Source organism: Shewanella basaltis (genome assembly GCF_023283885.1).
Taxonomy (GTDB): Bacteria; Pseudomonadota; Gammaproteobacteria; order Enterobacterales; family Shewanellaceae; genus Shewanella; species Shewanella basaltis.
The window spans coordinates 46,622-61,215 of record NZ_JAKILA010000027.1 but is presented as its reverse complement, the minus strand read 5'-3'; the positions used below and the strand labels follow the sequence as shown (position 1 = coordinate 61,215).

14 protein-coding genes are annotated in these 14,594 nt (G+C 41.9%); 1 reads left to right on the top strand and 13 read right to left on the bottom strand.

The features are described 5' to 3' along the window. Positions 1 to 265 precede the first annotated feature (265 nt). The 13 genes from adk to L2703_RS16785 form a co-directional block, all read right to left on the bottom strand. A complete protein-coding gene (gene adk / locus L2703_RS16845; RefSeq protein ID WP_248972230.1) occupies positions 266 to 910 on the bottom strand; it encodes an adenylate kinase in 645 nt (214 codons plus the stop codon). 135 nt (positions 911 to 1,045) lie between these two features. Then, positions 1,046 to 1,909, bottom strand: a complete 864-nt coding sequence (locus L2703_RS16840) for a tetratricopeptide repeat protein (RefSeq protein WP_248972229.1) — start codon at positions 1,907 to 1,909, stop codon at positions 1,046 to 1,048. A gap of 66 nt (positions 1,910 to 1,975) precedes the next feature. Then, on the bottom strand, positions 1,976 to 3,889 hold the full coding sequence (gene htpG, locus L2703_RS16835) for a molecular chaperone HtpG (RefSeq protein WP_248972228.1): 1,914 nt from the start codon (positions 3,887 to 3,889) through the stop codon (positions 1,976 to 1,978). Positions 3,890 to 4,149: 260 nt separating this feature from the next. Next, the gene (gene recR, locus L2703_RS16830) at positions 4,150 to 4,749 is read right to left on the bottom strand and encodes a recombination mediator RecR (protein WP_248972227.1); all 600 of its coding nucleotides are present in this window, start codon (positions 4,747 to 4,749) and stop codon (positions 4,150 to 4,152) included. Positions 4,750 to 4,922: 173 nt separating this feature from the next. After that, positions 4,923 to 5,156, bottom strand: coding sequence for a helix-turn-helix transcriptional regulator (locus L2703_RS16825; protein ID WP_248972226.1), 234 nt, complete (start codon positions 5,154 to 5,156; stop codon positions 4,923 to 4,925). Continuing rightward, positions 5,149 to 5,646 carry a hypothetical protein gene (locus L2703_RS16820; protein ID WP_248972225.1) on the bottom strand — a complete coding sequence of 166 codons (498 nt, stop codon included), beginning with the start codon at positions 5,644 to 5,646 and terminating at the stop codon, positions 5,149 to 5,151. Before L2703_RS16820 ends, L2703_RS16825 begins: the two co-directional genes overlap by 8 nt. Positions 5,647 to 6,358: 712 nt before the next feature. Beyond that, positions 6,359 to 6,691 (bottom strand): YbaB/EbfC family nucleoid-associated protein, encoded by a 333-nt coding sequence (locus L2703_RS16815; protein ID WP_248972224.1) that lies wholly within the window; start codon positions 6,689 to 6,691, stop codon positions 6,359 to 6,361. Between the two features lie 143 nt (positions 6,692 to 6,834). Further along, on the bottom strand, positions 6,835 to 9,612 hold the full coding sequence (dnaX, locus tag L2703_RS16810; RefSeq protein ID WP_248972223.1) for a DNA polymerase III subunit gamma/tau: 2,778 nt from the start codon (positions 9,610 to 9,612) through the stop codon (positions 6,835 to 6,837). A gap of 149 nt (positions 9,613 to 9,761) precedes the next feature. Next, positions 9,762 to 10,313, bottom strand: a complete 552-nt coding sequence (apt, locus tag L2703_RS16805; protein ID WP_188737660.1) for an adenine phosphoribosyltransferase — start codon at positions 10,311 to 10,313, stop codon at positions 9,762 to 9,764. 132 nt (positions 10,314 to 10,445) lie between these two features. Then, positions 10,446 to 10,811 carry a YbaN family protein gene (locus L2703_RS16800; protein ID WP_248972222.1) on the bottom strand — a complete coding sequence of 122 codons (366 nt, stop codon included), beginning with the start codon at positions 10,809 to 10,811 and terminating at the stop codon, positions 10,446 to 10,448. 372 nt (positions 10,812 to 11,183) lie between these two features. Beyond that, entirely contained in the window at positions 11,184 to 11,948 is a 765-nt protein-coding gene (locus tag L2703_RS16795) for an HvfC family RiPP maturation protein (protein WP_248972221.1), read from the bottom strand. After that, the gene (locus L2703_RS16790; RefSeq protein ID WP_248972220.1) at positions 11,948 to 12,811 is read right to left on the bottom strand and encodes an HvfB family MNIO-type RiPP peptide maturase; all 864 of its coding nucleotides are present in this window, start codon (positions 12,809 to 12,811) and stop codon (positions 11,948 to 11,950) included. Before L2703_RS16790 ends, L2703_RS16795 begins: the two co-directional genes overlap by 1 nt. A gap of 114 nt (positions 12,812 to 12,925) precedes the next feature. After that, on the bottom strand, positions 12,926 to 13,291 hold the full coding sequence (locus tag L2703_RS16785; protein ID WP_248972219.1) for an HvfA family oxazolone/thioamide-modified RiPP metallophore: 366 nt from the start codon (positions 13,289 to 13,291) through the stop codon (positions 12,926 to 12,928). 349 nt (positions 13,292 to 13,640) lie between these two features. Between L2703_RS16785 and dusC the strand changes: the two genes are divergently transcribed. Beyond that, on the top strand, positions 13,641 to 14,585 hold the full coding sequence (gene dusC / locus L2703_RS16780) for a tRNA dihydrouridine(16) synthase DusC (RefSeq protein ID WP_248972218.1): 945 nt from the start codon (positions 13,641 to 13,643) through the stop codon (positions 14,583 to 14,585). Positions 14,586 to 14,594 lie beyond the last annotated feature (9 nt).

Here is a 14,594-nt window from a genome sequence, read left to right as displayed (position 1 = left end):
TGCGTTATCGACTTTTTATGTAGCATAACTACACCTCAAAGTCTCTGCCGCGCACTTGTATATGAGTAATGGCCAACAATTCGCTGCAAAAACAACCTTGAAAGGTCAACAGGCCCTATTTTTGGATTGTTCATACAAATCAGGATAAGTAAGCAATCTAATGCATAATCACATTTTTGTGCTGGTTAATATCATTTGCACAAGTGTATTTTTAGCCATAAAAAAACCTGCATCAGCAGGTTTTTATTTAACGGCTAGGCCAGGATTACTTTAACACGTTAGCCAATTGCTCACTCACTTTAGCAACAGACTGCGTACCATCAAACTTGTTGTAATGGGTACGGCCTTGTGCGGCAACCTTGCCATAGTAGTCGACTAAAGGTTTAGTTTGTTCGTGGTAAATAGCTAAACGCTTACGCACAGTGCTTTCTTCGTCGTCAGGACGGATCACCAAATCTTCACCCGTTACGTTATCTTTACCTTCCACTTTAGGTGGATTAAACACAACATGGTAAACACGGCCAGACCCCGGATGAACACGACGTCCGCTCATGCGCTTTACAATTTCTTCATCTGGTACATCAATTTCGATTACATGATCGATTTCAATACCATTGTCAGCCATTGCATCGGCTTGAGGAATTGTGCGAGGGAAACCATCAAGCAGGAAGCCTTTTACACAATCATCTTGAGCAATACGCTCTTTCACAAGACCAATGATAAGGTCGTCAGACACTAATTGACCTGCATCCATTACTTTCTTGGCTTCTAAACCTAATGGAGTGCCAGCTTTAACGGCTGCACGCAACATGTCACCGGTTGAGATTTGTGGGATACCATATTGTTCCATAATGAACTGAGCTTGGGTACCTTTACCGGCACCTGGGGCACCCAATAAAATAATGCGCATCTCAAAAGTCCTCTTTTAAGTTTGTGTTCTTTTTAGGGCGGCGATTTTCGCACATATGCCGCACTTTTAATAGCGCTTTTGTTATGACATTAGACCTAAATCTAATAAGGTTTGTAACAAAATGGCTTCGTTTGTTTAATACAGCAAGGTATACAATTTGCGGCGATATTGATTGGCTAACGCGTTGCCCTGCCCTATCGCGGTCAATATTTCCATAAAGGCTTGTTTAACTTTTCCGTCTAATGCGCCTAAGTCTTTTTGCAAAACAGTAAACAGTAGCTCAAGTGCTTCTTCATTTCGATGTGCCATATTGAGTGCTTTTGCCAAAGACACCAGAGTCGCTAAATCATCTGGTTGCTCTGCAACACGTTGTTGCAACTGACGGATCTCTGGGGTGTCTGCGGCGTCTTCTGCCAATGCCAATTTAGCCATTAAATGTTGAAAGTAACTGTCTTGATCGGCAAGGCCTATCTGAGCCAATAAATGTTTTGCATCTGCAAGCAATCCTTGCTGTAGCGCGACATCAGCCATGACCAACCCTACTTCAGCAGCTTGTTGTGCACTGGCATACACGGTTTTAAGCTGCACCGCTAATTGTGCAAGCTCTTCTGCGCTGAGTTCACCTTCTGCTAATAGTTGCTTAATGGCATCAAACTCTTGAACCCATAATGGCGGTAAGTGTTTGTCGAGTAAGGTTTCTACTTGCTCTTTAGTTTGCACGCCAGCAAACCCATCAATGGGGCGGCCTTTATCAAGAACTAATATGGTAGGTAAATTTTGAATTTGAAAATAATTAGCAATCTCGATCTCTGCTTCACAATCTACCTTAGCCAAAATAAATCGCCCAGCCTGAGCTTGTGCTATTTGCGTTAAGGTTTGCAGCATTTGTACACTTTCTGGCTGTTGTTGTGCCCAAAATGCTAGTACGACCATTTTTTGCATTGAGGTATCGACAACTTGCTGAATGTTTTCTTTTGTTAAATTAATCAGGTAGTCCATAGTGCCCCCGCTATCATACAAAAACAAAAGCGGACTGATTGTCCGCTTTTACGCTATTAGCTAAGCTTATTTAAAGCTCGCCATTAACATTTGGTTGGTAAGCTTAATAAACGCAGATGGATCCGTTAAGCTGCCTTTTTCTGAAAGTAGCGCTTGCTGTAATAACAGGTTAGACCAATCAGCAAATAACTGCTCGTCAGGTTCGTTATTTAAACGCTCCACTAATGGATGGCTTGGGTTAATCTCGAATGTTGGCTTTGACTCAGGTACAGGTTGCCCTGCAGCTTGCATCAATTTAATCATTTGCGTCGACATTTCACCTTCGCCGGTAACCACACAAGCAGGGGTGTCAGTTAAACGGCTGGTGACTTTCACATCCGATACTTTATCCGCTAATGCTGTTTTAATACGCTCAACTAAGCCCTTAGCCTCTTGTGCAACTTTCTCTTGTGCTTCTTTGTCGGCTTCATCTTCTAGCGAACCTAATTCAAGATCGCCTTTGGTAACCGAGTGAAGTTTTTTGCCTTTAAACTCTGTTAAGTGATTAATTAGCCACTCATCAATACGCTCAGACATTAGCAATACTTCAATGCCTTTTTTGCGTAATAATTCAAGATGTGGGCTATTCACTGCAGCATTATGGCTGTCGGCAACAATATAATAAATCTTATCTTGGCCTTCTTTCATGCGCTCAATATAGGCATCTAACGACACAGTAGTTGCAGCTGAGTTGTCGTGTGTTGAGGCAAAGCGCAGTAAGCCGGCAATACGTTCTTTGTTAGCAAAATCTTCTGCTGGACCTTCTTTTAGTACCTGGCCAAACTCTGCCCAAAATGTTTGGTATTTCTCAGCGTCGTTTTCTGCAAGTTTTTCAAGCATGCCAAGTACACGCTTAGTTAACGCTTGACGTAAATTTTTAGTGATTTGATTATCTTGTAAAATTTCACGAGATACGTTTAATGGTAAATCTTTTGAGTCGATTAATCCTTTTACAAACCGCAAGTAAGTTGGCATAAACTGCTCGGCATCGTCCATCACAAATACACGTTGCACAAACAATTTTAAGCCGTGTTTATGTTCACGGTTAAATAAATCCCACGGCGCTTTAGCTGGAATATACAGCAAGCTGGTGTATTCTTGCTTACCTTCAACACGATTGTGTGACCATTTTAATGCGTCGGTATAATCATGCGAAATATGCTTGTAAAACTCTTGGTATTCTTCATCGCTAATGTCTGACTTATTGCGTGTCCAAAGCGCAGTGGCTTTGTTCATTGGCTTCCATACGCCTTCAGTGGCAGCAATTTTTTCACCGTCTTCACCTTCAGACTCAGGCTCGCCAGGCTCAAACATTTCTACCGGAATAGAAATATGGTCTGAATACTTAGAAATAATTGAACGTAAACGCCATTCATCAGCAAACTCGATTTCTTCGTCACGTAAATGCAATGTGATTTCTGTACCACGGGTATTTTTGGTGATGGTTTCTACATTGAATGAACCTTCACCTTCTGACTCCCATAATACCGCTTCATTAACAGCATGGCCTGCTGCACGTGTGCGAACCACCACCTTTTTTGCCACAATAAATGCAGAGTAAAAACCCACACCAAACTGACCAATCAGTTGTGAGTCTTTTGAGGCTTCGCCAGATAAGTTATTGAAAAAATCTTTTGTACCTGATTTGGCAATCGTTCCTAGATGTTCAATCACACCGTCACGGGTCATACCGATCCCGTTGTCTGAAATCGTCACCGTGCCTTTTTCTTTATCAGCACTGACTCGTACGCGTAATTCACCGTCGCCTTCATATAGCGCATCATCAGTTAATGCGAGGTAGCGTAATTTGTCTGCAGCATCGGCCGCATTTGAGACTAATTCACGTAAGAAAATCTCTTTATTAGAATATAAAGAGTGGATCATCAAATGTAATAGTTGTTTTACTTCGGTTTGAAAGCCATGAGTTTCTTGTTGAGACATGAATAATTTCCCTTGGTGTTACGTTAATACAAAAACGAGTTGAGAGTTCCACTCGTATTAAAATCTTCGTTAACCAAGAAATGGGGGGCTTTAAACTGTTTTCAAGGGCTGATGAACTTTATTGGCCAATTATTCATCAATAAATGCATCACTACCCCCAAAAATACCCATCGCGGCATTAGGTGGGTTTTAATAAACATAAAAAAGGGTTAACTGGCCAACAATTTGCTGCAAAAACAATAAAACCTAAATTGACCCGTTTAAAGCTGAATGCGGCCGTTAAACGATAAAGCCAACGTGGTGCTGTCAACATATTCAAGCTCGCCGCCCACTGGAACGCCATGTGCAATGCGGCTGATGACCACCTCATGACGCCTTGCCATATCAGCAATAAAATGTGCTGTGGCGTCGCCTTCAACGGTTGGGTTAGTTGCCAATATCAGCTCGTTGACGTCTTCAGAAGCAAGGTGGCTTTCAAGCAGCGCAAGGCCGAGTTCTTCAGGTCCAACGCCATCCAGTGGTGATAAATGCCCAAGTAACACAAAATAGCGGCCGTTAAAATGACCACCAGCTTCAATGGCCAAAACGTCCGCGGGGGTTTCTACCACGCAGATAATCCCAGCACTTTTTCGACGATGGCTGCTACAAATGGGGCAAAGTTCTTGCTCTGTAAAAGTACGACAACTTTGGCAATGGCCAACTTCAGACATCGCTTTTTGTAACGTATCGGCTAATTTTAATCCCACTTTACGCTCACGTTCCAATAGTTGAAATGCCATACGTTGTGCCGATTTAGGACCGACACCAGGTAAACCACGTAAAGACTGAATTAACTCATCGACCAAAGGACTAAATTTCATAAAAATTGCCAATACCTTAAATAACTATACTTTGAGCGATTATCACAAACCTATCTGCCTATGACAGCTACTCATTACTCCATTCAATGCAGGCGATTATTGTCTGTGACGGGCTCGAATGCAAAGATTAAAACAAGGGTTGTCGTAATAAGCACAACAATTTACTTCAACGCTTATTGTTCAGAGCGATATGTAAAGACCTGATCAAGCGGTAAATTAAATACATTGGCTATTTTAAACGCAACCTCAAGGGTGGGTGAGTATTTATTAGACTCAATTGCCATAACAGTTTGACGTGTTACACCAATTTGTTCTGCTAATTGTTTTTGGGTCATTTCATTATTTAAAAAACGTAATGTCCGGATACAATTTGAAATACCCAATTTTCCGTCATCAGGATTATTCATAAATATCTCCAGTTCGCCCCTTGTATAATTGCACGCCATAATGTGCCAGTTCTGCCAGTAAAAACGCCACAAGCAGTACATGTAATGGTAAATGTGGAATAGATTGCGGCATGAATGCAAAACCTTGCACATCAAGATTGTATTGCACAATCCCAAGCACTACGCCGACTTGTAAAATAATCGCGCTGTATTTATAACCCACCAGGTTTATCTGTTTTTCTCTTACATCCATTGGCTTTGATAGCTCATCATCACTAATCATGGCTAATACAACATAACTCACAACCATTAATACAATAGAATAAACAATCACCTCAAGTAACAATGTTGATAGCCACGTCATTGAGGCTAATTGCTCAGGTGTGGCATTTATTAGCTGGTTTATGTACAGGTAACCGATAAAAGCCGTGACTAAAAAGTCGACCAGTAACGTGATTTCCCTAAAACTGGTTTCTTGCAACCATTGAATAAGTTTTTGCTTGTTATCCATGTTAACCTCAACTTACTTTGTGTATAAAATATTTAACCTCACCTAGCGTAATACGTTGCCGTCAAATGTCAAATATTTTATACCTAAAGTTAGTTTTTATGTACTAGGCCTTGTTGATCTTTGCAGGTTATACCATTGCGCACTAGTAAGTGCTCTCAGCGAGAATTTAAAAGGGCTTAAACAAGGCGAATAACTGATTGAATAATGATTCTCTTTCGACGTCATGCAACGCATGTGTAAGTCCTTTTAACACGCCTAAAAGGAATGCCCCAGCCGCTTTTGCTTTACGTTCTCGCTATTGACTACATCGCGATGCCTTAATCAAACACCGCTGGACGCATTCACAGTGATCACTTATTAATGCGCAATAATATTAACTGTTGTTCGAGTTAAAACGGCTCATCAAAGCGAATAGAAACCTCAACGTCTGTACCGTACAGTTGTATATAGGTGAAATGGCCAATAATTGGCCGTAAAAACAACCTTGAACGCTCAACAGTCTCTTATTTACGATCAAAAAATGAAAGTGAAATGTGACTCGTATGCCTTTGTTTTTTTGATGAAATCAAACTCGAAAACAAATTCAGCAATGTATTAATGATTATCAAGCCCAAGGTTATGTGGTATTGGACGCGGTACAGACTGACTCAGACGCATAACAAAAAAGCTCAAGCATAATGCTTGAGCTTTTGTGTGTTGTAGCAAACAACGATTAAAACGGCATTTTCATTCCTGGTGGTAATTGCATTCCACCTGTCACTTCAGCCATTTTTGCTTTTTGATTTTCTTCTAAACGACGTGCAGCATCATTGCAAGCGGCTGCAATTAAGTCTTCAAGCATCTCTTTGTCGTCTTCCATTAAGCTTGGATCGATTTCAACTTTACGTACACTGTGATTACCCGTCATGGTGACTTTAACCAAGCCAGCACCCGCCTCACCCGTCATTTCTGTACGCGCAATCTCTTCCTGCATTTTTGCCATTTTGTCTTGCATCATTTGGGCTTGTTTCATCAAATTGCCCATACCGCCTTTTCCACCAAACATAGTCGTCTCTCTCTAATTAAGGTTGCTAGCAAGTCGCCATAGTGGCGCTAATCTTACTGAAATAAAATCGATTAGCAATCTAGGCTGTGCATTTTTGAGATGAAGATATGTTCATTTCAGCCTAAATTACCTGTTACGAAAAGCTATTGAGCACTGATTTGAGCAATATCTTGGGCGATTTGTGCCAATTGCTCAGACGGGTATTCAATACTATCGCTGTCCAACTGTGCAGATAACCGTTGGATCATCCACTGAGTATTTTCATCTTGCAAAATAGACTGCTCTGCTTGAGCAATCAATTCACGATGAAATCGCTTGCGCAATTCTAATGGGGTTTCCCTGTTAGGAACAATACCAATTTGAATTTGCACTTGTGTAGGCTGTTGTAAGTAGTCAGTTAATGCCACTTGCAGTTGATCGATTGCAATGGGTGCCGAAAGGTGTTTTTGATCCGGTTTTAGCACCAAAACCAATGGATTAGTTTGTGCCTGACACACAGAGTTAACCCCCAATTGCCTCACCCTGCCACCAACAGAAACATTGGTCATCACTTTGTACCAATGTAAATCAAGCGCGTTGCCCTCAATACGATGAGGGCTTAACGGTTGAATTGGTGTTGACGCTGTAACGCCAGCGGCTTTGACTAATGGCTCTGCGGTTATCGCAGGGGGCGATGCTGCAAAAGCACTTGAGCCACGATCGCTTGTCTCTAGCGCTTGGGCTGTAACACTCGCCTGAGGCTGAGCAATGTCAGTAAAGCGTGTAAATGCTTCATCGGGTGCAGGTTTTACCCACGGCGGCCTGTCATACTCTGCATCTGTTTGTGTACTCTCATCACCAGGGCTTTCATCATTCGCCACGGTATCTGTTGCAATGGTATCTGTTACAAGTGTCTGCTTTTGTGGCTGCAACTCCTGGAAACTCGATGTGGCTGTATTCACATCAAGCTCATCCGATAAACCTGTAACATCTGCCGGTTTAGGCTCAACAACAGATTTGCCGGTTTTAACAGTCGGATTTACTACTGGGGCCGTTTTGGCAGTAGCCGCTTCTTTTTGCTGCAACGCACCAATATCAGCCATCAAGGAGTCGCGACTGGCCAACACCACATTAAGAAAATCTAACGGATCCTCGATGCTATCAGTAGGTTCTGACGGCGTAACAACTGTGTGTGGCTCAGGCTCTTCTCCTGCACCAGCTGACGCCGCCGGTAATGTTGCAGTTGATTGACTTGTATCTGATTGCGCTGAAAACATTAAATAATCATCGTGATCCGATGGTTGATAATCGCCTTCAACATCATAATCATTGTAGGAGTATCCATCGAAATCCGCGCTCAAGGCATCGGTAAAAGAAGCTTGAAGGCTGATATCGTTTGTGTCAGTGCAATCAGATGCTTGAGTCTCTATAGGGCTAAGATCATCATCTTCGCCTTTGGGCTCAGGTTGAGCGCTGTCTTGATGCTGTAACGAAGGATCATGATAACCAAAACTTTCGGCCTGGCTTATAATGACCTGCTGCTGCGCAATTAATGCTGCGTCTGTCAACGCATCGTCAGCACTTTCAGATTCATCAAGCGTTGGTACATCTGTGTCAATCGCGTCAACGGACAAAGCATCACTGTCACCTTGTTGCACGACCTTGTTCGATTCGGCACCATCCTTTAAGACACTTGCTTCACTTACTTCAGCCGTGTCGTGAATATGGATTGAAGAGACTGGCTCGCTGATGTCTTGTTTTGACACCAAAACTTCAGGCTTTGGGCTTGTATCAATGACCTCTTGGCTTGGCGTTAAATCAATAACAGCTGGCGTGTTGGTTACCCAACGCTTAACTTGTTTTTCTGGGGTAAAGGCCACTGCACGCAGCAATGCCATCTCAAGCCCAGATTTAGGATCTGGAGCAAAGGCTAGATCTTTACGACCATTGAGTAACATTTGGTAATAAAGCTGCACTTGTTCTGGCGCCAATTGTTGAGCAAAAGCCAATATTTGGTCACTAAACAACGATTGCTGCGCGGCGGCAGGAGCAAATTGAGTTAAGGTGATTTGATGCAATAGCTCTAGTAAACTGCGCAGCACTTCTTCAGCATCTGCGCCAAATGCCAATACTTTTGCAACCATTTGCATCAAAGGCGCAACATCGGCATCGCACAAGGTTTTTAATAACGCGATAACATGCTGCTCATCAATGCTACCGAGCATGGTTTGTACTTGTTCAAGCATCACCTGACCACTGCCAAAAGCAATCGCCTGATCGGTTAAACTCAATGCATCTCGCATACTGCCATTTGCCGCTTTAGCCAACACATTTAATGCTTGTGGCTCAAAAGGTAATTGCTCTTGGGTGATGACGTACTCGAGTTGTTTGCTGATTTCTTGCTGTGACAAGCTCTTTAAATTAAATTGCAAACAACGAGACAATACCGTTACCGGTAATTTGTGTGGGTCAGTGGTCGCCAGCAAAAATTTAACGTGTTCTGGAGGCTCTTCTAAGGTTTTTAATAACGCATTAAAACTGCTGCGCGACAGCATGTGGACTTCGTCGATAAGGTACACTTTAAAGCGGCCACGAGATGGACGATATTGCACGTTATCAAGCAGCTCACGCGTGTCATCAACTTTGGTTCTTGACGCCGCATCAACCTCGATTAAATCAACAAAGCGCCCCTGGGCAATTTCGATACAACTTGAACATTCACCACAAGGGTTCGCCGTAACACCGGTTTCACAATTAAGCCCTTTAGCAAACAGACGAGCCAAACTGGTTTTACCTACCCCACGGGTTCCGGTAAATAAATAAGCATGGTGAAGACGCTGTTGGCTTAAGGCATTAGTGAGTGCCATTAACACATGGGACTGACCAACCATTTGTTCAAATTTTGCAGGACGCCATTTGCGGGCGAGCACTTGATAAGACATGAAAATCCCCACAGAGAGCTATCGGGAGTCAATCCCATTAAAGGGAATAACAATAGCATGCCAAGGGCTGGCATGCTATTGCTGAGCGGACTTTAGATATGCTTTAAAGCAGTTAACTGCTTAATTAATTAGCAGTTATTTTAATCTTGCTATTCACCTTCAAACTCACACAAGCTCAATACTTCTATGCCTAAATCTTGCAGGCGCTTTTCACCGCCAATTTCAGGTAATGAAATCACAAATGCAGCATGAGCGACTTCGCCGCCAAGTTGACGGATAAGTTTAACGGTTGCTTCAATGGTACCGCCAGTGGCAAGTAAGTCGTCAATTACCAACACTTTATCGTTTGCATTAATGGCATCGGTGTGAATTTCTAAGGTGTCTTTACCGTATTCAAGCTCATAAGTTTGGCTAATGGTTTCGCGCGGTAATTTGCCTGGCTTACGCACAGGAACAAAACCAACACCTAACTCTAGCGCTAGCGGAGCGCCAAATAAAAAACCACGCGCTTCTGTGCCAACCACTTTCGTAAACCCTTTTGATTGGTAGTGAGCAACTAAAATTGCAATCGTTGCTTTGTACGCTTCAGCGCTTTCTAACAAGCTTGTGACATCACGAAACATAATGCCGGGCTTTGGATAATCAGGAATGGTTTTTATGCTGTTCTTGATAAGCGCTAAACTGTCTTGGTTCATCATAATTAGTTAACTCTGTTTAAAAGTGATTACGCAATAAAAAAGTCCACGTAGTTGGTGGACTCTGGTAAAAATACTGGGGTGATCTTATGCCCGTTTGATCTCAGTTGCAACCATCAAGCATTAACTGGCGATTTATTATTCTAACTCTGGGATCCGCCACAAAAAAAACACCAAAATAAGCATCATGGTAAACAACATGATTTTAACCCACACCAACGGCACGATGACGATGCTAATCGTAAAGCTTAGACAGCTCATCAACATCGCTCTGCGTTTTAACGTCTTGCTCAATGCCCGTTTAGACTGCCATTGATGAATGCCTTCTGAAAACCAAGGGTGCGTCACAAGCCAATTGTGTAAACGATCGTTTGAGCGCGCAAAACAAAAAGCAGACAACAAAATAAACGGCACGGTCGGTAATAACGGTAATGCGATACCAATTAAACCTAATATCAGACTACACAGGCCAATGATAAGAAAAAAACCACGTTTTAGCGCCATAACAACCCTCGCCCCAAACAAAAAACCACTCTATCAGAGTGGTTTAGTAAGGCAATATCTTGACGGATTAATCTGAAATAAACGTTAAATTAATCCAGAAACTTTTAGCCATGAAAGACTAGCTGGTAATGTAGGAATTAATAAAACCAAAATAAAACCAATAAAGTAAACAATGTTAAACGGGTCTTTAAACGGCTGACTCATGATATTTCCTGCATTAAAGTTTATCGTGGCTGTGATTACTTCCCAAGATAAAACGTATTAACACGCTTTAGCCTGTGTTTAATACGTTTATTTTGCGTGAAGCACATCACAAAAATTGTCTCATTTTAGACACATATCAGAAAAATAAAAACCACAAATTAACTAAGTCTACTTTCGATGTTCCCGCGAAATAATAATCCCTTTTTGGCTTAACTGCTGTAACAAAGGCAAACAGCCAGATAATAGAGTGTCATGGGTCATTTGTGGATAATGTTCATGTAACCAACAAAGGATATCTGCAACAACAATGCCTTGTTGCAAATGTGTCATTTGTTCAATGTAGGCAAGGACTTGTGCACTTAGTGGGGTCAGTTTTAAAAAGGCAACTTGGTCATCACTATCACGATAGACGCAAAAAAAATGCGCTTGTGCCGTCGGCTCAATCGGTTGGTAGTCTATCGAGATATGCTGTACATCAAATGAATATTGAGCAATTTTTGCATGGCTGGCTAAACACAGATGATAATGTTCTAACTCGTCTGTAGTAATAAGTTGAGACTCAATGGTATCTGGCGCCACGGCGGCGCATAGCTCTAACCACTCATAATGAGCTAATTGCAACATAAACACAGGATCATGTTCTAATGGAGTATATTCGTGTTGCAAAAAGGCCAAAAACTCTCCTGCTATTTCAACAAAAATGGGCGTTTTACAGTCATGGCTGACAAAAAACTGCTGAATTAATGCTCGCCATTGCGCTTCGCTATAGAGTGTTTTTAACACCGGAAATGCGCTAGAAACAAACCCAGAAATATTATTAAAAAACAACTCTCGATAAACCTGCATCCGCCTAGGTTCAATGCCTTCAGGCAGCGGTAAACTGGGATCACGGATATAATCCATAAACTGTTGTTGAATTTCCATAAATCCCATTATGCATTCCTCAATGTTAACTGTTGCGATAAGGCATTATTTTGGTATTGATGAATTTGATTTATTTCATTAAGGAGTATGTCAGTTTTAGGAATATTGAAATCGCGCTCAAGCAGAGTTGGGTGCACACCATGTAATTGATAACATTGCTGCAATAATGTCCACACAGGATCAATTACATCGGCACCATGGGTATCAACCATCAAATCAATATCTTCTTGGTAATGCCCGGCAATGTGCAAATAAGCAATGCGATCACTTGGCATTGCCGCTAAAAACTCACTGGCATCATATTGATGGTTGATTGAATTAACATATATGTTGTTCACATCAAGTAGCAATTTGCAGTCGGCTTCTTGCAATACTGCGTTGACAAACTCTTGCTCACTCATTTGTGCGCCTGGTGCAGCGTAAAAAGACACATTTTCTAAAATAAATGGCCGTTCAAGTATGTCTTCCACTTGTTTAATTCGTTTAGCAGTATGAACCACAGCGTCATCTGTAAACGGTATTGGCATTAGGTCATACATGTGCCCTGTACCTGAACAGTAACTTAAGTGCTCTGAATAAATATCAATATGATGAGCATCCAGAAATTGCTTAATGTTTTTAACAAATTGAATATCCAATACTTCAGGACTACCAATAGATAAAGATAAACCATGGCAAAAAAAACGATGCTGCTCAGTTAATTGTGAAAATTGGCGACCATATTTTCCGCCTAACGTCATCCAATTTTCTGGTGCGACTTCAAAAAAGTTAATTGCGTCTGGAACATGCTGACAAAACTCATCTAACATTTCACGACGTAATCCTAAACCGACGCTGGCACGGCTTATTACAGGGTGTTGGGTTGTAGGCATGATGTATCCTTAAACCATAAATTTGAGATAAAATTAAGGCCTGAAACTCAGGCCTTAATATTGTCAGATAAGCCGAAGCATTATCAAATGGTTATGACGAATAGGCATCCGCTATTACTTAGCACCACCGCATTTGCCTTCACCACATTTACCTTCTTTGGCTTTTTCAGCAGACTTTTTCATGTCGCCGCCGCATTTGCCTTCGCCACATTTACCTTCTGCTGCTTTTTCAGCAGACTTTTTCATGTCGCCACCGCATTTGCCTTCGCCACATTTACCTTCTGCTGCTTTTTCAGCAGACTTTTTCATGTCGCCACCGCATTTACCTTCACCGCACTTGCCTTCGCCGCCGTCTAATTGATAACCCGCGGTTAATTGTTCAAAACCAAAAGGGTTGGCTTGCACTTCTGCAGTAAAGCCTGCAGTCATTACAACAGCACCTAATGCAACAGCTACAGTAGTTTGTTTGATTGAGTTCATAATTATTGTCTTCCTCGTATCTTGTTTGGGTAAGGTGACCAACATCATTGCCGGCTTGCATAATAAGACCCGCGACCTTTGAATTTTATTTCAACAAAATGTAAAAAATGTGAAAAAAAACATTTTATGCGATAAATAAACTTGCTAGGACACAATAAAAGTAGCACAGATTTAACCTAACAAGAAATATCGACACCAGACTCGTACCCACATAAAACGTATTATACCCTTGATAAATATACACAATAAAAAATCTAGGCCATGCTAAACCGTTAAAGTTATGCTTAATGCTGTTATCGACACATAAACACGGTAAAATAACGCACTTTTTTATTCAGCAAGGTGTCCTGTGCGCGTTATTTTAGCTCCAATGGAAGGTGTGGTTGATGACCATATGCGTGATATTTTATCTGCCATTAATCCGTTTGATTTAGTCGTCACTGAATTTGTACGAGTGGTAAACCAATTATTACCAGATAAAGTCTTTTACAAATTATGCCCCGAACTTCTTAACCATGGATTAACCCCTTCTGGTACACCTGTTCGCGTACAGCTGCTTGGCCAAGAACCAGAATGGATGGCACAAAATGCCATTCGGGCGGTTGAATTAGGCTCCCATGGGGTTGATGCTAATTTTGGCTGCCCGGCAAAAACCGTCAATAAAAGTAAAGGGGGCGCAGTATTATTGCAGTACCCCGAAAATGTACACAATATTGTCAAAGCCATGCGGGATGCTGTGCCAAGTCATCAGCCCGTTACGGCTAAGATCCGCCTGGGTTATGAAGACAAATCCCTATTTATGGAAAACGCCCTTGCGGTGTACGAAGCCGGGGCATCTGAATTAGCGATTCATGCCCGCAGTAAAACAGATGGTTACAAACCTCCAGCATATTGGGAATACATTACTGAAGTGCGTAAGCGTTTACCCATCCCTATTATTGCCAATGGTGAGATCTGGAATGCTGCTGATGCACAACGCTGTATGGCTATCACAGGCTGTGACAGCGTGATGATTGGCCGCGGTGCCATTTCATTGCCTAACCTTGGCGACACGATAAAAACCGGTGCAGTACCTTACACATGGCTGCAAACTTTGTCGTTACTCATGGCTTATACCGAAAAAGAACTCAGTGGCCGTAAGTCAGATTATTATCCGTCACGTATAAAACAATGGTTTAGTTACCTAAATCGTCAATACCCCGAAGCCGATGCATTGTTTCGAGAGTTACGTGTCTACAAAACCACTGAAGAGATAGTCAACGTACTGCAACAAACTCATCAATCGTTAAGCTAGATAACAACA